Below are 26,026 nucleotides of genomic sequence, written 5' to 3'. Positions count from 1 at the left end.
GGCTATGCCTCTTCTCCGGTCGGCTCGTGCTCCACGTCGCTGCGGAGCACCCGGTCGACCGCTGTGCGGAGTGTGCGGATCGTGAGTTCGGATGCGAGATGGCGCTTGTAGTCGACGGTGCCGCGGGCGTCTCCGACGGGCTCGCAGGCCTGTGCGGCCAACCGTCCGGCTTGGGCGAACGCCTCCTCGGATGGGGGACGTCCGGTCAGGTAGTCGGCAATGTCCGAGAGCCCGGACGGATCCGGGTTCACGGCGGTCAGGCCGACGGCTGCCCGGGCTATCTCGCCGCCCTCCACTGTGACTGCGGCGCCGGCCGCGGCGATCGCCCAATCTCCGGTTCGCCGTGCAATCTTGGCGTACGCACTGGAACTGTGGCCGTGAACAGGTATTACGATCTCGATAAGCATTTCGTTGTGTGCGAGCGCCGTCTCGTACGGTCCGACGAGGAACTCGGACATCGGGATCTCGCGACGTCCGCCGGGCCCGCGCACCACGCACGTGGCCTCGAGTAGAGAGCAGATCGTGGCGAGATCTTCGGCCGGATCCGCCTGGCACAGCGATCCGCCGATGGTTCCGCGGTTGCGGACCACCGGGTCGGCGATCACCTTCTCCGCGTCGCGGAAGAGGGGGAACGCCGCCGCGAGTTCGTCCGATTCGAGTAGTCGGCGGTGCCGTGTCATCGCACCGATCCGCAGCCTCGACCGCTCGGTCGTGATGTAGCCGAGTTCGCCCTCGAGGTCGTTGATGTCGATGAGGTACTCGGGATTGGCGAGGCGAAGTTTCATCATGGGGAGCAGGCTGTGGCCGCCAGCGACGAGCCGGGCTTCGTCGCCCAGCCGGTCGAGCAGGGCGATGGCGTCCTCGACGCCGGTGGCACGCTCGTATTCGAAGGATCCTGGAACTTGCATTGTGACCTACCTCACAAACGTGGATCCTCTCAGCCTGCGCAAGAACCGGTGGTCCGTCAACCCCGGTAAACCGCCCTAGTCGACGCAGAATCGACGGGTTCCTCGTGGTGGATCCGGCCGCTCGACTCCATTAGTGGGCGCCCCGTGCCACCCCACCGGCGGGCGATGATCTCGGCGGCGATGGACACGGCCGTCTCCTCGGGGGTCCGGGCGCCGATGTCCAGGCCGATGGGGCTCGACAGCCGGTCGAGTTCGGTGTCGGTCAGACCGGCCTCGCGGAGGCGTTCGCGCCGGTCCTGATCGGTTCGGCGTGATCCCATGGCGCCGATGTAGGCGACGTCCGGGAGGCGCAGCGCCGTCTCGAGGAGGGGAACGTCGAACTTGGGGTCGTGGGTGAGCACACAGATCACGGTCCGGCCGTCGATGGCCTGCGCCTCGGCCTGCGCAGCGAGATACCGGTGCGGCCAGTCCACCACCACCTCGTCGGCCGTCGGGAACCGCGCGTGCGTCGCGAACACCGGACGGGCGTCGCAGACCGTCACCCGGTATCCCATGAAGGCGCCCTGCCGGGCCACCGCGGCGGCGAAGTCGATGGCCCCGAATACGAGCATGCGCGGCCTCGGCGCGTAACTGGCGACGAACACCTCCATGCCCTCGCCGCGGCGCTGACCGTCGGTGCCGTACGTCAGCACCGTGCTGCCGCCCGCCGCGAGGAGACCCCGCGCGTCGTCGGTCACCGCGGAATCGGCTCGGTCGGAGCCGAGTGAACCGCTCACGTTCTCGGGCCGGACGACCAGACGTCGCCCCACCCGCGCGGCATCGGGATGCGCGACAACGGTGGCCACGGCGACCGGCTGGTGATTGTCGATGTCATGGGCAATCTCACCGAACTCGGGAAAAGTGTTGCGCGACACCGGTTCGACGAAAATGTCGATGATTCCGCCACAGGTAAGACCCACCTCGAACGCGTTCTCGTCGCTGATCCCGTACCGCTGCAGCACCGGCGTGCCGGACGCCGTGACCTCGCATGCAAGTTCGTAGACCGCTCCCTCGACACACCCACCGGACACCGAACCGGACGCAGTCCCATCGGGTGCGACGACCATCGACGCCCCCGGCGGTCGCGGAGCGGAGCGGAATGTGCGGACCACGGTTCCGACACCCGCCGTCCCGCCCGCGGTCCACACCGCCATCAGGTCGGCCAGCACCTCGCGCATCAGCACCCTTCCCACTCGAGTCCGGACGTGTGATAGACGCTCAGGTACAGCCTATTCCGCCGAAGCGGGTTTGGTCCGGGAGACCGGATCTCACCCTCGCGGCCTCAGGTGCCTGCTGGGTGTTGCGGCAGTCGGAATTCCGGGCCAAGACCACAGGGGCCGCCTTTGTGGATCCGCAGCGCGGGGCGGGGCGGTGCTAGGTTGGCGCTGTGCCGATCACCGTGCTACTCGTGGACGACCAGGAATTGATGCGTATGGGCCTCAATATGGTGCTCGACGCGCAGGACGACATCGTGGTGGTCGGCGAGGCCGGCGACGGGGCGGCCGCGGTGGCGGCGGTCCGTAAACTCGAACCCGATGTGGTGCTGATGGATGTGCGGATGCCGGTGGTGGACGGGGTCAGTGCGACGGCGCAGATACTCGAATCCGGGGTCGCGAGCCGCGTACTCGTCATGACGACGTTCGACCTAGACGAGCACGCGATGGGGGCGTTGCGGGCGGGGGCCAGTGGCTTCCTGCTCAAGGACACCCCCTCGGAGGACCTGGTGTCGGCCATCCGCAGTGTGGCGGCCGGAGACGCTGTGGTGTCGCCGAAGGTGACGCGGCGACTGCTGGCCCGCTTCCTCGACGACGGCCCGGCTCCGCGCCGCGACCCGGCGGTACTGGACGTGCTGACCGAGCGGGAACGGGAAGTGCTGCAGCTGGTCGCCACCGGATTGTCGAACACGGAGATCGCGGAAAGTCTGTTCCTGTCCGAGTCGACGGTGAAGTCGCACATCGGCCGGATACTCACCAAATTGAATGTGCGGGACCGCGTGCAGGCGGTGGTCCTGGCCTACGAGACGGGCCTGGTGCGGCCCGGCTCGTAAGTTCGTCCGCCGCCGTGACGGTCAGGACGTGAACGTGCCGACGGTCGGGACCACCGTGCAGTTGACGTTGCCGGGATAGCTCACGGTGCCGAACATCGTGCCGAGCACCGTGCCCGCACCCGTGTCGACAATCTTCGACAGCAGCGGGGTGTTGATGATGGGCAGCCGGTCGTCGAGTTTCACGATCCCGCCCTGGAAGGTGTTCAGGTTGATCCAGGCAACGCTGAGATCGGACGACTGCGGTATCGCCACGTAGGCGGGAATTGCCTGGAACCGCAACTGGCCGGCGGTGATCGGGGGAAAGAGATTCGGTCCTGCCTGAGCGCTTGCCAGGGTGACGGTCGCCGGCTCGTCGGCGACACCGCATCCCAGGGTGGGGGACGGGTACATGAAATCCTGCGGAGTGGTGAGCCCGAGTTCGAGCACATCCTTCGGGACGAAGACGCTGGCGCCGAGGAGTTGGTTCACCGCGTTGCTCGCCACCGGCGACATCTCGGCGGCCAGCGTCTGCAGCTCCCCGATACCCCGGGCCGCGTCGGGAAGGGGCTGGGCCGAGGCGGGTGCGGCCGACAGCATGCCGGCGACAGCGGCCGATGCCAAGACCATCGTGGCACGGCGGAACAGGGTGGACCGGAACATAGCGGCTCCTTGTTGTGCGCGGGATCGGAAGACCCCCATCCGAGAGAACTGCATCACGGCACAACTCTCAATGTCAACTTTAGGGTTAGATTGTGAGCGGTTCGAGATCTGTGCCGGGAGAAATCTGGCGTCCTCGAACGTTGAACGGACAGACGGCCAGAGTGTCGGTATCCGCCGTTCGAAAGGGGGCGTCATGTACGCCGCAGTGTTTCTGCTCTACGTGGTGGTGGAGATCGCCGCACTCATCTGGGTGGGCGGCACGATCGGTGTGCTCTGGACAGCCTGCCTCTTCCTCGGTGGGTCGCTCGTCGGGCTGATGCTGATGCGCTCGCAGTGGCGCCGGGTGATCCAGGGGCTGCGTGCAGCCGCAGGCGGCAAGGGGTCGCCGGGTGCGGCGGTAGCGGACGGCGCCCTCGTGGCGGCCGGTTCGGCGCTGATGGTGGTGCCCGGGCTCGTCACCTCACTTCTCGGGCTGCTTCTGCTCATCCCGCCCACCCGATGGCTGCTTCGGCCCGTCGTCGTGCTTGTTGCCGGCAAGCGCGCCGCCGTCGTCGCGGCCGGCGCCGAGGCCTTCGCCCGGGCCCCACGTCGAGGCAGCGGTGAAGTGATCGAAGGTGAGGTGGTGCACGACGTGTTCAACGGTGAGGTGGTCGATCCGCAACCTCGAACCCCGACCCGTGATCCACGCCTTCTGCCCTAGCAGGCACACTAGGTGCCCGTGACTACCCAACTGCTGGTCGGCGGCCGAATCTACAGTTCCTTTGCACCAGACGCCACGTCGATGGCAGTGACCGACGGAACCGTCGTGTGGGTAGGCGACGACCGCGCAGCCCGCGCACTGCACCCGGACGCCGAAGTCGTGGACCTGGACGGCGCGTTCGTCACTCCGGCGTTCGTCGACACCCACGTTCACGTGACCGCCCTCGGGCTGAACATCGTGGGCCTCGACCTCGTCGGTGTCGGCTCGCTGCGCGAGTGCCTCGACCGGTTGCAGTCCTTTGCTCGCACCCACGACGACGCCGTCATCTGGGGGCATGGCTGGGACGACTCGAACTGGCCGGAGGGCGCCGGCCCCACCACGGCGCAGCTGGACGAGGCCGCGCCGGGCCGCCCGGTGTACCTTTCGCGGATCGATGTTCACTCCGCGGTGTGCTCCACTGCGCTGCGGCAGCTGGTCCCCGATGTGAACGCAACCGCGGGCTACTCCCCGGACGGACCGCTGACCTTCGAGGCGCACCACGCCGCCCGCACGGTCGCCCGGTCCCTGCTGACGGAACGGCAGCGGGCAGTCGCCCGCGCCGCAGCGCTCGACGCCATTGCCGCCCGCGGAATCGTCGCGGTGCACGAGTGTGGCGGTCCGGACATCGCCGGACTGGACGACTTCCGCGAATTGTTGTCCACCTCCCACGCAGTGGAGGTGCGGGGTTACTGGGGGCAGGCAGTCTCCGACGTCGAGGAGGCCCGGAAGCTCCTGCAGGACACGGGCGCTCACGCTCTCGGCGGCGACCTGTTCATCGATGGCTCCATCGGGTCGCACACCGCGTGGCTCCGCGAACCCTACGCCGATGCGCCCGGCACCACCGGGAAGAGCTACCTCACCGTCGACGAGATCGCGGCCCACCTCCGGGCCTGCACGATCGCCGGCATTCAGGCGGGCTTCCACGTGATCGGTGACGCCGCGGTCCGGGCCGCGGTCGATGCCCTCGCGCTGGTGGCCGACGAACTCGGCGGACCCGCCGTCGCCGCGGCCGGACACCGGCTCGAGCACGCCGAGATGATGAGCACCGAAGACGCGGCCCGCCTCGCGACGTGGGGTGTGATCGCCAGCGTGCAGCCCGCGTTCGACGCCCTGTGGGGTGGGACGAACGGTCTCTACGCGCAGCGTCTCGGCCGGGACCGGGCCCTCACCTTGAACCCGTTCTCCGCGGCCGCGTCCGCCGGAGTGTCGCTGGCGCTGAGTTCCGACGCTCCCGTGACCCCGGTCGAACCGTGGGCGATGGTCCGTGCGGCAGTCCAGCACCGGACACCGGGGAGCGGCATCTCGCCGCGTGCCGCGTTCTCCGCTGCCACTCGTGGGGCCTGGCGGGCCGGCGGGGTCCGGGACGGGCTGGCGGGCACCCTGAACCCGGGTGCCCCGGCGTCGTATGCGGTGTGGGATGCCGGTGAGCTGGTGGTCAGCGCACCCCAGGATTCCGTCCAGCGGTGGTCGACCGATCCGCGGTCCCGGGTGCCCGCCCTGCCGCGACTCGACGAAGACGCACCCACGCCGGTGCTGCTGCGTTCGGTGCACCGGGGGAGCGTCGTCCATGAGTGCTGACGGGGGAGCGTCGTCCACGAGTGCTGACGGCATTGCACCCCTTCGGTTGATCGGCGCCCGTGGTCTGCTTGTGCGCTGCGTCGTCTCGGTGGCCGCCGGGTTTCTGATCTTCGCCGGGTTTCCTCCCCGGCCGCTGTGGTTCCTGGCACCGGTCGGTGTCGCACTGCTCGTCCTGGTTCTCACCGGCGCGGGCGGGCCGGCGCCGCGACTCCGCGCCGGCTTCGGCTACGGCTACCTGGCAGGTCTGGGCTTCCTGGTACCGCTGTTGCCGTGGATCGGCGTGTTCGTCGGCGCCCTGCCGTGGCTGGCGCTCGCGGCCGCCGAGGCGGTGTTCGTGGGCCTGTTCGGGGTGGTAGCCGTGCTCGGGTCCCGGTTGCGCTGGGCGCCGCTGTGGATCGCGGCCGGCTGGTCACTCACCGAATGGTTACGTGCCAGCGTCCCGTTCGGCGGTTTCCCCTGGGGCCGGCTCGCTTTCGGGCAGTCGGAGGGATGGCTTCTGCCGTTGGCGAGTCTCGGCGGCGCCCCGCTGCTCAGCTTCGGGGTGGCCTTGACGGGCGCCGGACTGGCCTCCGTCGCCGTGACGGTGTGGGCTCGGGCGCACGGCGCGGCGGACTGGAAGCGACCTCTTGCCGGCGGTCTGGCCGCGGCCCTCGCTGCCACGGTGCTGTCGGTGGCGTTGGCGCCGGCGCTCGCCGACATGGGGTCGGGGGACCGGACGATCACCGTCGCGGCAATCCAGGGGAGCGTGCCCAAACTGGGGCTCGACTTCAACGACCAACGCAAACGGGTCCTCGACAATCACGTGCGGCGCACCCTCCAACTGGCCGACGAGGTGGCCGCGGGGGCGGCGCCGCAACCGGATGTCGTCGTCTGGCCGGAGAATGCGTCCGATATCGACCCGCTGCGTAACGCGGACGCGGCCGCGGACATCTCCCGCGCGTCCGACGCGATCGGCGCGCCGATCCTGGTGGGTGCGGTGCTGGTCAACGGCGACCGCACGACGACCAATTCGGTGATCGTCTGGGACGGCGACGAGGGACCGGGCGAACGACACGACAAACGCATCATCCAACCGTTCGGCGAGTACCTGCCCTACCGCGATTTCTTCCGGCACTTCTCCTCCTACGCCGACCGGGCCGGCAATTTCGTACCCGGCGACGGCGACGGCGTCGTCCACGCGAACGGTGTTCCCGTCGGGGTCGCCACCTGCTACGAAGTGGCGTTCGATCGAGCCTTCGAGGGGTCGGTGCGGGCCGGCGCGGAACTGCTCGCCGTTCCGACGAACAACGCGACCTTCGGCGATACCGAGATGACGTATCAGCAACTCGCCATGTCGAAGGTGCGGGCCGTCGAGCACGGGCGGGCGGTGGTGGTCGCTGCCACCAGCGGTGTCAGTGCGATCATCGCGCCGGACGGCTCCACCGTGGAACAGACGTCACTGTTCGTGCCCGCCGCCCTGGTGTCGGAGGTGCCGCTGCGGACCCAGCTGACTCCGGCGAGTCGCCTCGGACCTCTGCCGGAGGTTTTGCTCTGCCTCGCCGCCGCCGCCGCGGTCGTGGCCGCTCTGGTGCCACGCCGGCGCGAAATTCGCACACCGGCTCGAGGCAGCACCGAGACGGCGCCGGCAATTGCCGGCAGGGAGCATCCTCACGGCATCGAAGACCGAATCCGGGCAGAGGGGGGCACCAAGCGCACCGACTCTGGTGATCATTCCGACATATGACGGGCGGGACAATCTCGCCCTGATCATGGGATGCCTGGACGCTGCCGCCCACAACGCACGTTCTCGCTGCTGGGTTGGGAGTTACGAAACGTGACACCCATGCGCAAACAGGTGGTCAGTCCACATTCTGAGACGCCCTGAAACGGTTTGAACCGTACGTCCGATAGGAACCTGAAGCGTACTCCCGGGTAAGGTTCGGTAAATTCCCAGGTTCGCAGGTCACTATGAGTTTCTTGGGTGGCCGGTGGGTGCCATGCCCACCGCCGGAGTGGGAAGAGGACGAACAACGTGGGCGAAGCCGTGCCGAGTGGTGATGTGACCGCCGTAGGTCGGATTCCGGACGGTGCATTCCCACTCTCCACCGCTCAGCGGGGGATGTGGTTCGCCCAGCAGCTCAATCCCGACGTTCCTGTCACCATCGCGCAGTGCGTGGAACTAACGGGTGTCCTGGACGTGGCGTTGCTGTCGAAGTCCTTGATCACCGCCGGCCGTGAACTCGGCTCCGCCTTCCTCCGCCTGGTCGAGGTCGACGGAGTTCCCTACCAGCTGGTCGATCCAACCCTGGACGCGTCGGTCAGCTTCGTCGACATGCAGCACGAGCCCGATCCGAGGGCGGCAGCCATGGAGTGGATGCGGCAGGAGTACACCACTCCGCTCGACGTGTGTCGCGATCGGCTCGTCACCTCGGCGGTCCTGTGCACCGGGCCGGATCGTCATTACTGGTACAGCCGTGTCCACCACGTCGCGCTCGACGGCATGGGATCGATGACGCTCATCGACCGGACCACACAGCTGTACACCGCAGCCGTCGAGGGGCGTGCCGCCGCACCGTCCAAGGCAGCCGCACTCACCGACGTCGCCCGGGTCGACGACGACTACCGGCTCTCGCCGCGCTACCGCGCCGACCAGGAGTACTGGTCCGAGCGGGTGTCCACTATCGGTGAACCGCACAGCCTCGTCGACCGCTCCGCACCCGCGCAGGCACGAAGCCGGACAACTGGTGGGCAGATCCACGGGACCCTCATCGACCACCTCGAGGCCGCGACGAACCGTCACGACTCGTCGACGGCGTTCGAAATCGTCGCCGCGTTCGCCGCGTACCTTTCCCGGATGACGGGACGCGAAGAGGTCGTGGTCGGCCTGCCTGTCACCGCCCGTACCACCGCGCTGCTCCGCCGCTCCGGCGGCATGGTCTCCAATGTGGTTCCGTTGCGCCTGCACGTCCGGCCGGACATGACGAATGCGGCGCTGGTTGCGGCGGTCCGGCTGGAAGTCACCGCGGCACTCCGCCACCAGCGCTACCCGCATATCGACATGCGGCGGGACACGGCCACCGAATACCAGGGCTTCTACGGCCCCCTGATCAACGTCATGCTCTTCCACGACGAGATCACCCTCGGCAGCATTGTCGGCAGGCTCGAACTGCTGTCCACCGGTCCCATCACCGACCTCGCGGTCAACGTCTATCACGGAGTCGCCGGCACCAGCCTCAACCTGGACCTCGAGGCCAACCCCGACCTGTACTCCGAAGGCACCCTCCGTGCCCATCATGCTCGTTTCACCCGCTTCCTCGAGGCGTTCCTCACCTCCGACACCGACGAACCTCGACGGGTCGGCGATCTCGACCTCCTCGACGACGACGAGGGCCGCACCCTCGTTCCTGCTTCCGGCCGCGCCGGTTTCGCGCCCCTCACGCTGCCCGACCTCCTCGCGGGTGCCGTCCTCGGCAACCCGGACGGGGACGCACTCGTCGTACCCGGGCACGGGATCTCCGCCGACACCCTGAGTTACCGCGCCCTGGACGAAACGTCGAACCGGCTGGCGCGGTTACTGATCGACCTCCAGGTCGGCCCGGAGGTCATGGTGGCGTTGGCGTTGCCGCGGTCGCGGGAGTCGGTGTCGAGTGTGTGGGCGGTGGCGAAGGCGGGAGCGGCGTTCGTTCCGGTCGATCCGAGCTATCCGGCTGACCGCATCGCATTCATGCTGGAGGATTGCGGTGCGCCGATCGGTATCACCACCGCCGCGTTGCGGGATGGGTTGCCGGAGTGCATGCATTGGATCGTCCTGGACGACGACGAGTTTCGGGCGACCGCGGCGGCGTATCCGCCGGATGCGGTCACGGACGCCGATCGGACGCGGGCGTTGTCGGTCGATCATCCGGCGTATGTGATTTACACATCCGGGTCGACGGGCCGGCCTAAGGGTGTGGCGGTCACGCACCGGGGTGTGGTGAATCTGGCGGCGGACGAACGGGACCGTCTGGTGGTGTCGTCCGGTTCGCGGGTGCTGCATTTCGCGTCGCCGAGTTTCGATGCGTCGGTGTTCGAGCTGGTGATGGCGGTGTGTGCGGGTGCGACCCTCGTGGTGGCGCCGACCACGATTTACGGTGGCACCGAGTTGGCGGAACTGATCGCCGAACAGCAGGTGACGCATGCGTTTTGCACTCCGGTGGCATTGGCGTCGCTCGATCACCGCGGGCTGGAGCATCTGAAAACGGTAGTGGTGGCGGGTGATGTGTGCCCGCCGGAGTTGGTGGCGCGGTGGGCCCCGGGCCGGATCATGGTCAATGCGTACGGTCCGAGTGAGACGACGATCATGGCGTCCGCTACCGGACCGATGGTGCCCGGGCAGCCGGTCACCATCGGGTCACCGACCGTGGGTGTCGACCTCGTCGTCCTCGACCACCGGTTGCGTCCGGTCCCCGCCGGGGTGCGCGGCGAACTCTACGTCCTCGGCTCCAGCTTGGCGCGCGGGTATGTGCATCGGGCCGGATTGACGGCGGACCGGTTCGTGGCAAGCCCGTTCGGAACCGGCGGGCGGATGTACCGCACGGGTGACGTGGTCCGCTGGGTGTCCGCCCCGAATCGGCCTCCTACTCTCGAGTTCTTGGGCCGCAGCGATTTTCAGGTGAAGATCCGGGGGTTCCGGATCGAGTTGGGTGAGATCGACGCCGCACTGGCTGCGCATCCGGTGGTGAAGTTCGCCCACACGGTCGGCTATGACGACGGGAGCGGGAGCAGTCGCCTGATCTCGTACGTGCTGCCGGCGCCGGGAACCGACGTCAACACCAGGGTGTTGTCGGAATTCGTCGGGGAGCGTCTTCCCGGATACATGGTGCCCTCGTCGATCATGGTGATGGATACGCTCCCGCTGACCCCGGCGGGCAAACTCGACCGCAACGCCCTGCCCGCACCGGTTTTCGCCGCACGCTCGGCCGACATCGTGCGCCCGAGAACGGTCACCGAGGAGATTGTGCTCGGAGTCTTCCGCGACGTCCTCGGTCTCCCCGAACTGAGCATCGACACCAGCTTCTTCGAAGTCGGCGGAAACTCGCTGATGGCCACGCAGGTCGTGTCCCGAGTGAATGCCGCCTTCGGTGTGCGGATCGGGGTCCGGGATCTGTTCCAGTCGCCGTCGGTATCGGACCTGGCGGTCGCGGCGTCGAACGCCGACTCGCAGGCAGACTCGCGGCCGGTGCTGGAAGCGCGGGACCGCCCCGCCCGCATGCCCCTCTCCGTTGCGCAGCAACGGATGTGGTTCCTCAACCAATTCGACACGGCCTCGGCCGCCTACAACCTGCCGATCGCCCTGCGGCTCACCGGTGCGCTCGACCGGGATGCCCTGCGAGCGGCGCTCGGTGACATCCAGGAACGGCACGAGGCGCTGCGCACCGTCTTCCCCGACAACCCGGACGGCCCACACCAGCTGATCACCCCCGCCGTGAGCGTGCTGGCCGACACGGACCCGATCGACGTCGACGCCGAGTCGCTCACCGCCGCGGTGACGGCCCTCGGCGGTGCCGGATTCGACCTCACCACCGACACACCTCTGCGCGCCGGGCTGTTCCGGGAGGCGGCCGACCGGCACGTTCTCGTCCTCGTGGTTCATCACATCGCCGCCGACGGCTGGTCCATGACGCCGCTGGCCGCCGACGTGATGGCTGCGTACGCGGCGCGCGTCGCCGGTCACGCGCCAACCTGGGCGCCCCTCCCGGTGCAATACGCCGACTACACCCTCTGGCAGCGTGAACTACTGGGTTCGGAAGGCGACCCGGACAGCATGTCCGCGCGGCAAATCGCCTACTGGCAGTCCGCGCTCGCCGGAGCGCCCCAGATGCTCGAGCTGCCCACCGACAGGCCGCGGCCCGCCGAGATGTCGCATCGGGGCGGTCGTGTCGAGTTCACGATCCCGGCCGACGTCCACGGGCGACTCGTCGATCTCGCACAGAGCACCGGCACCACGCTGTTCATGGTCACCCACACAGCCCTCGTGGTGCTGTTCCATCGCCTCGGCGCCGGAACGGACATCGTCATCGGCACCCCGGTCGCCGGACGCGGCGAGGAGGCGCTCGACGCCCTGGTGGGCATGTTTGTCAACACCCTGGTGCTTCGCGCGACCGCCGAGCCGGGCGACACGTTCGAGGAGGTTCTCGACCGGGTCCGTGACGCCGACCTTGCCGCGTTCTCCCACGCCGACGTCCCGTTCGAGCGACTCGTGGAGGTGCTCAGCCCCGACCGGTCCGCCGCGCGTCATCCGCTGTTCCAGGTCATGCTCTCGTTCCAGAACACCGCGCCGACCTCCGTCGAGCTGCCAGGCCTCGAGGTCGCGGCGGCAGAAATCGATGTTCATGTCGCGAAATTCGACCTTCAGTTGACCGTCACCGAACGGTTCGGTGACGCGGGGGCTCCGGGTGGTCTCGCGGCCGGCTTCGATTACGCCACCGATCTGTTCGACGAGTCGACCGTTGCGTCGATGGCCGAGCGATTCGTGAACCTGTTGCGCTCGGTCGCGGCATCCTCTGCGACGGTGGTCGGTGATCTGCCCCTGCTCCACGCCGCGGAACGCGACCGTCTCCTCTGCACGTGGAACGACACCGAGCGCCGCGTGCCTGCGATGTGCCTGCCCGAGCTGTTCGACGCGCAGGTTGCCCGCACTCCGGATGCGGTGGCGGTGGTGTTCGGCGACCTCACGCTGTCGTATGCCCAACTCGATTGCCGCGCGAACAGTCTGGCGCGCTATCTGATCGACCGAGGGGTGGGGCCCGAATCGCGTGTCGGGTTGGCGATGCGGCGCTCACCGGACCTGCTGGTGGGCATGTACGCGATCGTCAAGGCCGGCGGTGCCTACGTGCCGGTCGATCCGGATCACCCGACGGACCGGATCGGGTATGTGCTCGACTCCGCACAGCCCGTCTGCGTGCTGACGACCTCGGCCGACCGCGGCGCACTTCCCGCGGGTTCGTCGTTCGTCGAGATCGATCGGATCGCGTTGGATTCCTGTTCCGGCGAACCTGTCACCGACACCGACCGACTGGCACCGCTCCGCCCCGACAACCCCGCGTACGTCATCTACACCTCGGGCTCCACCGGTCGGCCCAAGGGGGTGTCGGTGCCGCACCGCGGGATCGTCAACCAGCTCGTGTGGATGCAGGCGGAGTATGCGCTCACCGAACGGGACGTGTTCCTGCAGAAGACCGCAACTACTTTCGACGTATCACTGTGGGGTTACTTCTGGCCGCTGCACACGGGCGCGACGATGGTGCTGGCCACCCCGGACGGTCACCGCGACCCCGAGTACCTCGCCCGGGTCATCGACGAGCAGGGTGTCACGGTCACAGACTTCGTGCCCTCGATGCTCGACGCCTTCGTCGCGTCCGTGCCCGCCACCTCGTGCGCCACCCTGCGGCACGTCTTCGTGATCGGTGAGGCGCTGCCCCCGGAGACCGTCACGCGGTTCCGCGCGCTGTCCGATGCCGGACTGCACAACCTGTACGGGCCCACCGAGGCGGCAGTCTCGGTCACGTACTGGGACACCGCGACCACGGTGACCGGCACGGTACCGATCGGCGTGCCCGAGTGGAACACCCAGGTCTACGTGCTCGACTCGCGCCTGCACCCGGTTCCTCCCGGCGTTGCCGGTGAGCTCTACCTGGCGGGCGAGCAGCTCGCCCGGGGATACCTAGGCCGCGTCGATCTCACCTCGGACCGGTTCGTGGCAAATCCGTTCACCGCCGGACTGCGTATGTACCGCACCGGCGACCTCGTGCGATGGACGTCGGCAGGTGTCCTCGAATACATCGGGCGCACCGACTTCCAGGTCAAGTTCCGAGGACAGCGCATCGAGCTCGGCGAGATCGAATTCGTCCTCCGGGCACACCCGTCGGTCACCAGCGCTGCCGTGCTGGTCCATTCCGATCCCGGTACCGGCGATCACCTCGTCGCGTACGTCGTCCCCGAGCCGGGACACGACCTCGATACCACGGAACTTCGCGGGTGCACGGCTGCATCCCTGCCGGCGTACATGATTCCGGCAGCGCTGATGGTCGTCGACGAATTCCCACTCAATACGAGTGGAAAGCTCGATCGGAAGGCTCTCCCCGCGCCCGAATTCCGTGGCTCCGCCACGGAGTACGTGGCGCCGCGCACATCCGTCGAGGCCAACCTCGCGGAGATCTTCGCCGAGGTGCTCGGTCTCGACCGAATCGGCGTCCGGGACAACTTCTTCGACGTCGGCGGTAACTCGCTCGTCGCCACGCGGGTCACCTCGCGTATTCGGGCCGAGCTGGGTGCACCGCTCGCCCTGCGTGACCTGTTCGATGCCCCCACCGTCGGGGCGCTCGCGGAGCGGATCGAGGGAACAGTGCCGACGGCACCACGTGCCCCACTGGTCGCCGCCCCGCGTGCCGGACGGATTCCGCTGTCCCCGGCCCAACGTCGCATGTGGTTCCTCAACCAGTTCGATACCTCATCCGCGGCCTACAACATGCCCTTCGCCCTGCGGCTGTCCGGCAGTCTCGACGGCGACGCACTGCGTTCTGCGATCCGCGACGTCCTCGACCGACACGAGTCCCTGCGTACCCTGTATCCGGACTCGACGGACGGCCCGCATCAGGTGATCGTCGGCGCCGACGAGGTGTCCCTCGATCTCCACGCGCAGCCGATCACCGAGGCCGAGCTGCCGGCGCGACTCCTGGCGCTCGCCACCGAGGGCTTCGACGTCACGTCCGCGGTGCCGCTGCGCACGGCATTGCTGCGACTGTCCGTCGACGAACACGTGCTGGCCGTGGTGGTGCACCACATCTCCGCCGACGGATCGTCGATGGCCCCGCTCGCACGTGACATCCTGCTCGCCTACACGGCGCGTACGGCCGGGCGGGCACCGTCGTGGGCGCCGTTGGACGTGCAGTACGCGGACTACAGCTACTGGCAGGCCGAGTTTCTCGGCGACGAGACCGACGGTCGGTCGCGGGCCGCCGAGCAGATCCAATTCTGGTCCGCGGCGCTCGACGGCATCCCCGACCTGCTGGAGTTGCCCGCTGATCGGCCCCGCCCGGCCGTCCCGACGAATTCGGGTGCGACGGTATCGTTCTCGGTCAATGCTGCCACAGCGAATGCCGTCGCCGACCTCGCGGCCCGCTCCGGCGCCACGCCGTTCATGGTGTGGCACGCCGCGCTGTCAGTGCTGCTCGCACGGCTGTCGAACGCGGTGGACATCACCGTGGGCACGCCCGTCGCGGGCCGTGCCGAACCCTCCCTGCAGAACCTCGTCGGCATGTTCGTCAACACTCTCACCCTGCGCGCACGAGTATCCGGTGACCTGTCGTTCGCCGACGTGCTCGCACAGGTGCGGAACTTCGACCTCGCCGCGTTCGCGCACGCCGATCTGCCGTTCGAGCGTCTCGTGGAGGTACTCGAACCCGCCCGGTCCACAGCCCGTCACCCACTGTTCCAGGTGGGCCTGTCGTACGAGAACTTCGAACCGGGAGTGCTGGAACTACCGGGTCTCACGGTGGGCGCCGTCGAGATGAATCCGGAGATCGCGAAATTCGATCTGAACGTGACGCTCACCGAGATCCGAGACGAGCGCGGCACCGTGTCCGGTCTCACCGGTGCGTTCACGTATGCGGTCGACCTGTTCGACCGTGACACGGTGGAGTCGTTCGCGGACCGTTTCGCGCGAATCGTGGCGGCGGCGCTGGCCGATCCGGGCACGGCGGTGGGGGACCTGCCGGTACTGAATCAACGGGAACTGGTTCGCGTACTGCGCGAATGGAACGCCACGGACGTGGAGGTGACCGGGCGGCCCTACCTCGCCCGCTACGACGAGCAGGCGGCACGGACCCCTGATGCGGTGGCGGTGGTGTACCGCGACGTGTCCCTGACATATCGGGAATTCAACTTGCGGGTCAACCGATTGGCCCGCAAACTCATCGCCGAAGGCGCCGGAACCGAAACCACCGTGGCGGTCGCGGCCCGCCGGTCGATCGAATTTCTGATCGCCCTGCACGCCGTGTTGCGGAGCGGTGCGGCGTACGTGCCACTGGACGTCGACCTTCCGGCGGAGCGAGTGGCCCATGTCATCGAGGCAGCCCACCCGATCCTCGTTCTGACCGCAGTTCGAGGCGAGTTCGAGTCAGACTCCGGAGTCCGGGTTATCCGAATGGACGGGCTCGAACTCGACCGGTTCGACGATGCCCCGGTGACGGACCGCGACCGGCTGCGGCCTCTCGCGGCCGACAACCTCGCCTATGTCATTTTCACCTCGGGTTCGACCGGCCTACCCAAGGGAGTTGCCGTCTCGCACGCCGGTCTCGGAAGCCACTTCGAGTTCCTGATGTCTCTCGGCGCGCTGAATGAGACCGACCGGGTTGCCGTCAAAACACCACAGTCGTTCGACGCATCCCTCTGGGAATTGTTGTGGCCCCTGGCTGTAGGTGCACGCGTCGTGATCGCGGAACCGGACGGACACAAGGATCCCGACTACCTCGCGGAACTGATCGACACCGAGCAGATCACGGCGATACATTTCGTCCCGTCGATGCTCGCCGTCTTCACTGACGTGATCGTGCCGTCCCGGTTCTCGTCGCTGCGTACCGTGTTCGTCGGCGGCGAGGCACTGCCCGTCACTGTGGCGCGGCGGTTCGCCGCCGTCTCCGACGCTGCGATCCTCAACGCGTACGGTCCCGCCGAGGTCGCGCCCACCTCCACCACCTCGTGGGTGGACACCTCGAACTCGGGCATCGTCACCGTGGGCACACCGGTGTGGAACACCCGAGCCTATGTGTTGGACCAGCGGCTCCACCCCAGTCCTGCCGGAGTGACCGGTGAGTTGTACCTGGCCGGCACGCAGGTGTCTCGCGGATACGCGGGACGCCCCGACCTCACCGCCGAACGGTTCGTGGCCAACCCCTTCGACACACCGGGCGCTCGGATGTACCGAACCGGTGACCGCCTTCGCTGGACTGACCGGGGCGAACTGGAATACCTCGGCCGCAACGATTTCCAGGTGAAGCTGCGCGGACTGCGGATCGAGCTCGGTGAAATCGAGGCGGTACTCGAGGCGGCGGACTCGGTTGCCCAGGCCGTCGTGACCGTGTACGCCGGAGCGGCGAGCGAACAATTGGTGGCCTATCTCGTCGCACGTACGGGCGCCACGGTCGATCTAGAGGCGCTGACGGCGCATGCCGAGAGTCGGCTGCCCGAATACATGATTCCGGACGGGTTCGTCACCCTCGACGCCTTCCCGCTCAACGCGAGCGGCAAACTGGATCGAGCGGCATTGCCTGCCCCGGCCGTCGGTGACGTCGCAGTCGCTCGAATGGAGCCACGGACTCCGATGGAGGAAACACTCGCGGCCTTGTTCAGGGAGGCGCTCGGCGTCGACGACCTGGGGGTGAACGACTCGTTCTTCGCTCTCGGCGGCGACAGCATCGTGTCGATCCAGCTGGTTGCGCGAGCCAAGGCCGCGGGGATCGTATTCACCCCACGGGACGTGTTCGAGCGCAAGAGCATTGCCGCGCTCGCCGAAGTGGCTACCGTCGCGACGGCGGGTCGACTCACGCTCGCCGAACTGGCGGGTGGCGGCGTGGGGAACGTCGAGTTGACACCGGTTGTCCGATCACTGCTCGACCGGTCGGGTCCGGTGGGCCGGTATTCGCAGTCCGTGCTCCTCACGCTGCCGACCGGGATCGAGCGATCGGACATCGTGGCGACGGTGCAGGCGGTGCTCGACAGGCACGACGCGCTGCGGTCCCGGCTGGTCCGCGATGGTGCGGACGTACGTCACTCGGTGTTGCCCGCCGGTGCCGTCGACGCCGATCGACTGGTCACGGCGGTGCCGGTCAACCCCGACCTCGGCGACGCAGACTTCGATGTGCTGATCGATCGCGAACTCTCCGCCGCGGCCGACCGGTTCGACTTCGAGACCCCGGTGCTCACGCAGTTCGTCTGGTTGGATCGTGGTGCGACCGAGCCCGGGCGGCTCCTCGTGGTGGCTCATCACCTGGTCGTCGACGGTGTGTCCTGGCGAATCCTCGTGCCCGACCTCGTTGCGGCGGGAGGCGCCGTCGCAGCCGGTCACGCTCCGAACTTGCCGGAGGTCGGTACGTCGTTGCGGCGGTGGTCGCACGGGTTATCAGAGGCTGCCCGTCAGCCGTCCACCCTCGCGCAGTTCGACTACTGGCGAACCGTTGTCGACGCTCCGGACCCGCTCCTCGGCGACAGGGCTCTCGATCCGGTGCGGGACCGGACCTCGACCACGCAGGAGTTGCACGTCGAGCTGTCCACCGAGATCACGGGCACGCTGCTGGCCCGCGTGCCGGCGGCATTCCGGTGCTCGGTCGGCGATTCGCTGCTTGCCGGTTTCGCGGTGGCCCTCACCGAGTGGCGCCGTGCGCGCGGGGTGACCGCCGCCTCTGCGTACATCACCCTCGAGGGCCACGGCCGCGAGGAGTCGGTCGTGCCGGGCGCCGATCTGTCTCGTACCGTGGGCTGGTTCACCAGCGTGTATCCGGTGCGGCTCGCCCTCGAAGGGGTGGACATCCAGGACGCACTTGTCGGCGGCGCGTCGGCCGGCGCCGCGATCAAGGCGGTGAAAGAGCAACTCCTGGCGGTCCCGGACCGGGGCGTCGGGTACGGACTGCTGCGATACCTCAATCCGACGACGGCCCCTGTTCTCGCGGGCTTCGACCCGCCCCAGGTGGTCTTCAACTACCTCGGAAAGACCGGGATGGGCGACCTGTCCCCGGAGATGCGTGAGATCGGCTGGGTGCCGGATCTTGCGTCGTCGCGCGTCTTCTCGGGTGAAACCGATCACGACATGAGCGCTTCCGCAGCAATCGAGATCAATGTCGGAGTAACGGATACCGACGCCGGACCGCGACTCGGAGCTTCCGTGCGGTTCGCCGGTGAACTGCTCGCAGCCGACAACGTTCGCGAACTCGTCGATCTGTGGCAGCAAGCGCTCATCTCACAGATCGAGCACGTCGTCGCCGGATCCGGTGGGGGACTGACCCCGTCGGACGTCGGCACGGTGGCACTCACCCAGTCCCAGATCGAGGTCTGGGAGCGGGCGTACCCGACCCTCGAGGATGTGTGGGCGCTGTCGCCGCTGCAGGCCGGTTTCCACTTCCACTCGCTGTTGGCCGCCGAGCACAGTGTCGATGTCTACCATTCTCAGCTGCGGATGACCCTGCTCGGCGACGTGTCGCCGGATCGGATGCGGGCTGCCGCCGCTGCGCTCCTGGACCGGTATTCCAACCTGCGGGTGGTGTTCGCACAGGACGGCGACGTCACGGCGCAGATCCCCCTCGGCGGGGTGGAGCTCCCACTGACCGTCGTCGACCTTTCGGGCCGTGAGAGTGATTCACGCGAAAGGGAACTCGAGTCGCTGGTCGCAGAGAACCGGACCGCGCCGTTCGACCTGTCCGAGGCGCCGTTGCTGCGTCTGCTGCTCGTGCGCACGGGAGCGGAGCGGTACGAGTTGGCGATGACCAACCACCACATCCTCCTCGACGGGTGGTCCATCCCGCTGATCGTCCAGGACCTGCTGGTGCTCTACGCGACCGCGGGCGATCAGTCCGCGCTTCCGGCGGTGCGGCCGTACCGGGAATACCTCGACTGGCTGGCCCGCCGAGACCCCTCCGCCTCGCGGGCCGCGTGGGCACACGCGTTGGACGGCCTCGACGAGCCGACTCTGCTCGCGCCTGCCCGCACCGGCGGCAGCGTGACCGCGGACCCGGAGGAAGTTCCGATCCACTTCTCCGAGGCGGACACCGCCGCGATGCTAGCCTTCGCCCGCCAGCACGGCGTCACGCCCAACACGGTGATCCAGACTGCCTGGGCCCTGCTGCTCGGGCGACTCACCGGACGGGACGACGTCGTATTCGGCGCCACCGTCTCGGGACGCCCCCCGCACATCCCCGGGATCGAATCGATGGTCGGGCTCTTCATCAACACCGTCCCCGTCCGGGTGCGTATCGACGCCGACGAGTCGGTGGCCGAATTGCTGGCACGGGTGCAGGGGCAGCAGGCCGATCTGCTCGATCACCACTATCTCGGCCTGACGGAAATCCAGGCCCAGGCGGGGGTTGGGGCGCTGTTCGACACGCTCACCGTCTTCGAGTCGTACCCCATGGATCAGGCGGCGCTGCAGGCGCAGACCGACATCGCAGGCATGCGCGTGGACTCGGTCGAGGTGCACAGTGTCACCCACTACCCACTGAGCCTGATGGCCCAGGTCGACGACACCCTGCGGCTCGGAGTGGCCTACCTGCCGGACACCTTCGAGCGCGACGAAGCGAAGCTGATTGCGGCGCGGCTCGATTCGGTGATCCGTGCGTTGATCGCAGAGCCCTCTGCCGAGGTAGCCGAGATCACCGGATTCATCCCGGGCGAGTACACGCGGGTGATGCACGACTGGAACGCCACCGACCACTACGTGCCGGACTCGACGCTGCTGACGTTGTTCGAGGCGCAGGCGGCGCGTACACCCGATGCTGTGGCCGTCGCTTTCGACGGTGACGAGCTGACGTATGCAGCCCTCGATGCGCGCGCAAACCAGCTGGCCCGGCATCTGATCGCGCTGGGTGTGGCCCCCGAATCCCGAGTGGCCGTGGTAATGCGGCGGTCGCTGGAGCTGGTCGTCGGGATCTATGCCGTAGTCAAGGCCGGTGGTGCATACGTGCCGGTCGATCCCGATCATCCGGCGGAGCGAACGAGTTACGTGCTCGCGTCGGCGCAGCCGGTGTGCGTGCTGACCACCTCGGCCGACCGACCGGCCCTGCCGAACCGGATCCCCGTCTCGGCCCTCGACACTCTCGACCTCTCGGATGTCTCCGCGGTGCCGTTGACCGACGCCGAGCGTATCGAACCGTTGCGGCCTGCACACCCTGCGTACGTCATCTACACCTCCGGCTCCACCGGCAAGCCGAAGGGGGTCGCGGTACCGCACTCGGCCATCGTGAATCAACTGCTCTGGATGCAGTCGGAGTACGCACTTACCGATCGGGATGTGTGGTTGCAGAAGACCGCAACCACCTTCGACGTGTCGTTGTGGGGTTACTTCTGGCCCCTGCAGGTGGGTGCCACCATGGTGCTGGCCACTCCAGACGGTCATCGAGAGCCTGCCTATCTGACTCGGGTCATCGACGAGCATGCGGTGACGGTCACCGATTTCGTGCCGTCCATGCTCGACGTGTTCGTCGCTGCCGCCGCCGTGGGGTCGTGCCGGTCCTTGCGGCATGTGTTCGTCATCGGCGAAGCGCTGCCCCCCGCGACCGTCCTGCGTTTCCGGGAACTCTCCGCGGCCGGACTGCACAATCTGTACGGGCCCACCGAGGCTGCGGTGTCGGTGACGTACTGGAAGACCGGTGAATCCGACACCACGAACGTGCCGATCGGTGTGCCGGAATGGAACACACAGGTCTACGTGCTCGATTCCCGGCTGCGCCCCGTTCCCGTCGGCGTTCCGGGCGAGCTCTACCTCGGCGGTGCTCAGCTCGCACGCGGATACCTCGGCCGCGTCGATCTCACATCCGATCGATTCGTCGCGAACCCATTCGGACGCACGGGCGAGCGCATGTACCGTACCGGCGACCTCGTGCGATGGACGGCGGCGGGAACGCTCGTCTACATCGGACGTACCGACTTCCAGGTGAAGTTCCGTGGTCAGCGCATCGAACTCGGCGAGATCGAGACAGTGCTCCGGTCACACCCGGCGGTCACCGGTGCCGTCGTCTCGGTGTACTCCGACACCACCGTCGGCGATCATCTGGTCGCGTACGTCGTCGGTACACCCGGCGAGCTGGACGTTGCGGAGCTTCGCCGACAGGCATCGGAATCCCTTCCGTCGTACATGGTGCCGTCCGCGATCACAGTACTCGACGAGTTCCCGCTGAACACCAGCGGGAAACTCGATCGTAAAGAGTTGCCCGCTCCTGAATTCCACGGGAGTGCAACCGAGTACATCGCGCCGCGAAATGAGGCCGAGCGCACGGTCGCGACAGTGTTCGCTGACGTGCTCGGCTCGGGCCGGGTCGGCGCGCACGACAACTTCTTCGACCTCGGCGGCAACTCGCTCTCCGTCACACGAGTGGCGGCGCGGCTCGGTGAGTTGTCGGGCACCGGACTCTCTGTGCGCGATGTGTTCACCGCGCCGACGGTCGCGGAGTTGGCTCTTCGTCTCGCCGTGCCCACGGCCGCAGGAGACGCGCGCCCGGTGCTGGCCGCGGTGCAGCGACCGGCCCGGATACCGCTGTCACCCGCGCAGCAGCGGATGTGGTTCATCAACCAGTTCGACCCGGCCTCGCCCGCGTACAACCTGCCGCTCGCGGTCCGCATGTCCGGTGCTCTCGATGTCGCAGCGCTGGCGCAGGCACTCGACGACGTCGTCGGACGTCATGAGTCGCTTCGTACCGTCTTCCCCGACACGGAGGACGGACCCGCTCAGGTCGTCGTGTCCGCGGCGGATCTCTCGATGCCCCTCGAGGTGGTGGACGTACCGGAGGGCGAGCTCGATTCCCGGATGATCGCGTTCGCGTCGCGCGGGTTCGACGTGTCCGAGGACTTGCCTGTACGGGCAACGCTGTTCCGTACCGGTCCCGGCGAACACGTCCTGGCGATCACGCTGCATCACATCGCCGCCGACGGTTGGTCGTTCGGACCTCTCGGCGGGGATGTCATGACCGCGTACGCGGCCCGAGCGGAGTCCCGAAGTCCGGAGTGGATTCCACTCGCGGTCCAGTACGCCGACTACAGTCTGTGGCACAGGGCGGTTCTCGGCAGCGAGGACGAGCCGGAGTCCCTCGGCCGACGCCAACTCGAGTACTGGACGCGGACGCTCGACGGTCTCCCGAACGAGCTGAAACTCCCCTTCGACCGCCCACGCCGGACCGAACAGTCCTACGCCGGGGGATCCGTGGGCTTCACCATCACCCCCGAGATCCACAGCGGCATTGACCAGTTGGCGCGTGAACACGGAGCCACGGTCTTCATGGTGGCGCACGCTGCCTTCGCGCTCCTGTTGGCCCGCTTGTCCGCATCGGACGATATCGCCGTCGGCGCGCCGATCGCCGGACGTGGCGAACGAGCTCTCGACAACTTGGTCGGAATGTTCGTCAATACGCTCGTGCTCCGCACGCGCATCGAGAGCGCCGAGACGTTCGCGGAGTTGCTGACGCGGGTACGCGACGGCGACATTGAGGCATTCGGCCACGCGGATCTCCCCTTCGAGCGTCTCATCGACGTTCTCGACCCCGTGCGAACGTCCGCGCATCACCCGGTCATCCAGACTGCGTTGTCGATGCAGCCGACGGCAATCGACGACGTCGAGCTCCCCGGACTCCGGGTGCATGTCGAGGACATCGACACACGCGTCGCGAAATTCGACCTGCAGCTGACATTGGGTGAGAACATCGACCCTACGGGCGTTCCGTCGGGTATGCGCGCCGAATTCACATACGCCGCAGACTTGTTCGACACCGCTACTGTGCGCCGGTACGCGCTGCAGCTCGTGAGAATCCTTGAAACAGTGGTTGCAGACCCGACCACGGTGGTCGGCGACGTGAATCTCCTCGACGACGCCGAGAGGGCCCGACTGGCACCCGTTCGCGGGCCTGCGAGTCGACCTACTCGACTGCTGCCCGACGTTCTGGCGGCATCGGCGGCGGACTCGTCCGCGACCGCGTTCGTCTTCGGAGACCGTTCGACGACCTACGGAGAACTGGACCGGCGATCCAACCTCTGGGCGCGCGCACTGATCGAGGCCGGCGCCGGCCCCGAGACGTTCGTGGCAGTCGCGCTGGCCCGCTCGATCGAATCGGTGCTCGCCGTCTGGGCCGTTGCCAAGACAGGTGCCGCGTTCGTGCCGGTGGATCCGAACTACCCGGCCGAACGGATCGCACACATGCTCGGCGATTCGGGGGCCGCGCTCGGCCTCACGACGATCGAGTTCAGAGCCGGATTGCCCGACTCGACGCAGTGGCTCGTGATGGACGATCCCGACCACCTTGCGCTGGCGGAGACCCAATCCTCGGCGGCGGTGACAGCGGCCGATCGTCTCGGGCGGACGCACGCCGACCAACTCGCCTACCTCATCTACACGTCCGGATCCACCGGACTGCCCAAGGGCGTCGCCGTCACACACTCGGGGCTCGCGAACCTCCTCACCGAGCTGGCCGACGAATACGAACTCACCGCCGAGGCCCGGACCCTGCACTTCGCATCACCCAGTTTCGACGCCTCCGTGTTCGAGTATCTGATGGCCTTCTGCAGGGGCGCGACGATGGTGGTCGTTCCCCACTCGGTGTACGGCGGTGCGGAGCTCGCCGAACTCCTGGGCGAGCAGAGAGTCACGCACGCCTTCATCACCCCGGCCGCGTTGGCGTCCGTCGACCCTGCGGGACTCGATGAACTCGCCGTCGTCGTCGTCGGCGGCGAGGCCTGGGGTACCGACCTCGCAGAGCGTTGGGTACCGGGGCGGGCCCTGTTCAATGGATATGGGCCGACCGAGTCCTCGATGATGGTGACGCAGAGTGGACCGCTGATACTCGGCGAGCGGATGACCATCGGCGGCCCCGTGCGCGGTGTCGAGGCTTTCGTTCTCGATGCGCGGCTGCACCCCGTACCGCCCGGTGTGCCGGGGGAGCTGTACGTGTCGGGACCAGCGCTTGCCCGCGGCTACCACCAGCGACTCGGCCTCACCGCGGAACGTTTCGTCGCGAACCCCCACGGTGCACCCGGTCGGCGGATGTACCGCACCGGCGACCTCGTCCGGTGGGTCGAGTCCCGTACCGGGACCTACATTCTCGAATACGTCGGGCGCAGCGACTTCCAGGTGAAGATTCGCGGATTCCGGGTGGAACTCGGTGAGATCGACTCCGTGTTCCGCGCGCATTCTGCGGTCGGATTCGCCGCGACCATCGCCCATGACACCGAACCCGGGGTCACAGCGCTGGTCACCTATGTGTGTGCTGCATCGGGGAACGAGGTCGACGTCGACGAACTGGCCGCATTCGTCGGCGAGGCGTTGCCGGCGCACATGGTCCCCGGTGCGATCATGGTTCTCGACTCGATCCCGCTGACACAGGCAGGCAAGCTCGACCGCCGCGCTCTCCCCGAGCCCGTGTTCGTCAACCGTACCCGATTCACCGCACCCGAAACGGCGGACGAGCTCGCCGTCGCCGCTGCGTTCGCGGATGTGCTGGGCGAACGACGCATCGGTGTGGACGACAACTTCTTCGCGCTCGGTGGCAACTCGTTGTCCGCCACCCAGGTGGTTTCCAGGGTCGGTTCGGCGTTCGGCACCCGTGTCTCCGTTCGCACGCTGTTCGACAACCCCACTGTGCGTCAACTTGTGTCCGCAGTTGCCACGTCGGGCGCGGACGCGTCCGCGGGGCGCCCCGGCCTGACGCGGCGCGAGCGTCCCGGACGGATCCCGTTATCGCTGGCGCAACAGCGGATCTGGTTCCTCAACCAATACGATCCTTCGTCGTCTGCGTATAACATCCCGCTCGCACTGCGGATGTCGGGCCGGATCGACGTTCCGGCCTTGCGTGCAGCGCTCGTTGACGTAATTGAACGTCACGAGTCGTTGCGGACCGTGTATCCGGGTTCGGCGGACGGTGCGCATCAGGAGATCCTGCCTGCTGCCGTGGCAGAATTCGATCTCACACCGATCCGAACCAAGCCGGACCAGCTGATGCTCCGTATCGCCGAGTACGCATCCGCCGGTTTCGATGTGACCCGGGAGATCCCGTTCCGAATCCACCTGTTCCGGGAGAACCGTTCCGAACACGTGCTACTGCTCGTCGCACACCACATCGCTGCAGACGGATGGTCGTTCGGTCCGCTCGCCGCCGACGTGATGGCCGCATATGCATCCCGAGTGGAAGGGCTGGAGCCGTCCTGGGAGCCGCTGCCCGTCCAGTACGCCGACTACAGTGTGTGGCAGCGGGAACTGCTCGGTGCCGAGGATGATCCGGGCAGTCTGTCCGCTAAACAGATCGAGCGTTGGCGTGCGGCTCTGGACGGTGCGCCCGAGGCACTCGAACTGCCTACGGACCACCCTCGTCCCGC

Annotated in this window: 8 protein-coding genes (1 of these 8 running past the window's edge); 5 read left to right on the top strand and 3 right to left on the bottom strand. The window is 67.6% G+C overall.

Features of this window, described 5'->3' with window-relative positions; translation table 11 throughout:
• Positions 1-2: 2 nt before the first annotated feature.
• Together L1080_RS11470 and L1080_RS11465 are read right to left on the bottom strand one after the other, a co-directional pair.
• Positions 3-908, bottom strand: coding sequence for an FAD binding domain-containing protein (locus L1080_RS11470; RefSeq protein ID WP_250768377.1), 906 nt, complete (start codon positions 906-908; stop codon positions 3-5).
• Between the two features lie 56 nt (positions 909-964).
• A complete protein-coding gene (locus L1080_RS11465; RefSeq protein WP_250768376.1) occupies positions 965-2,125 on the bottom strand; it encodes an XdhC family protein in 1,161 nt (386 codons plus the stop codon).
• A 209-nt stretch (positions 2,126-2,334) separates the two neighbouring features.
• On the opposite strand from L1080_RS11465, the gene L1080_RS11460 reads away from it, so the two are divergent.
• Positions 2,335-2,994, top strand: a complete 660-nt coding sequence (locus tag L1080_RS11460; protein ID WP_109329663.1) for a response regulator — start codon at positions 2,335-2,337, stop codon at positions 2,992-2,994.
• Positions 2,995-3,015: 21 nt separating this feature from the next.
• Here L1080_RS11460 and L1080_RS11455 read toward each other — a convergent pair whose 3' ends face one another.
• Positions 3,016-3,633 (bottom strand): hypothetical protein, encoded by a 618-nt coding sequence (locus tag L1080_RS11455; protein WP_250768373.1) that lies wholly within the window; start codon positions 3,631-3,633, stop codon positions 3,016-3,018.
• Positions 3,634-3,826: 193 nt separating this feature from the next.
• On the opposite strand from L1080_RS11455, the gene L1080_RS11450 reads away from it, so the two are divergent.
• The 4 genes from L1080_RS11450 to L1080_RS11435 form a co-directional block, all read left to right on the top strand.
• Positions 3,827-4,333 (top strand): FxsA family protein, encoded by a 507-nt coding sequence (locus L1080_RS11450; RefSeq protein ID WP_250768372.1) that lies wholly within the window; start codon positions 3,827-3,829, stop codon positions 4,331-4,333.
• A gap of 12 nt (positions 4,334-4,345) precedes the next feature.
• Positions 4,346-5,950, top strand: coding sequence for an amidohydrolase (locus tag L1080_RS11445; RefSeq protein WP_250768370.1), 1,605 nt, complete (start codon positions 4,346-4,348; stop codon positions 5,948-5,950).
• Positions 5,940-7,673 carry an apolipoprotein N-acyltransferase gene (gene lnt, locus L1080_RS11440; RefSeq protein WP_250768368.1) on the top strand — a complete coding sequence of 578 codons (1,734 nt, stop codon included), beginning with the start codon at positions 5,940-5,942 and terminating at the stop codon, positions 7,671-7,673. Before L1080_RS11445 ends, lnt begins: the two co-directional genes overlap by 11 nt.
• 288 nt (positions 7,674-7,961) lie before the next feature.
• On the top strand, positions 7,962-26,026 hold the 5' portion of the coding sequence (locus tag L1080_RS11435; RefSeq protein WP_250768366.1) for a non-ribosomal peptide synthase/polyketide synthase. 12,973 nt of this gene lie beyond the right edge of the window; only the first 18,065 of its 31,038 coding nucleotides appear in the window; the start codon lies at positions 7,962-7,964; its stop codon lies off the right edge, out of view.

Source organism: Rhodococcus sp. MSC1_016 (assembly GCF_023667485.2).
Lineage (GTDB): Bacteria > Actinomycetota > Actinomycetes > Mycobacteriales > Mycobacteriaceae > Rhodococcus_F > Rhodococcus_F oxybenzonivorans.
Note: the sequence above shows the minus strand (reverse complement) of the source record. Positions and strands in the feature narration are given on the sequence as shown.

What these genes read in the sequence shown, in the direction of transcription:
- L1080_RS11470 (WP_250768377.1), bottom strand. Translation starts at nt 908, where the DNA reads ATGCAAGTTCCAGGATCCTTCGAATACGAGCGTGCCACCGGCGTCGAG.
- L1080_RS11465 (WP_250768376.1), bottom strand. Translation starts at nt 2,125, where the DNA reads ATGCGCGAGGTGCTGGCCGACCTGATGGCGGTGTGGACCGCGGGCGGG.
- L1080_RS11455 (WP_250768373.1), bottom strand. Translation starts at nt 3,633, where the DNA reads ATGTTCCGGTCCACCCTGTTCCGCCGTGCCACGATGGTCTTGGCATCG.
- L1080_RS11450 (WP_250768372.1), top strand. Translation starts at nt 3,827, where the DNA reads ATGTACGCCGCAGTGTTTCTGCTCTACGTGGTGGTGGAGATCGCCGCA.
- lnt (WP_250768368.1), top strand. Translation starts at nt 5,940, where the DNA reads ATGAGTGCTGACGGGGGAGCGTCGTCCACGAGTGCTGACGGCATTGCA.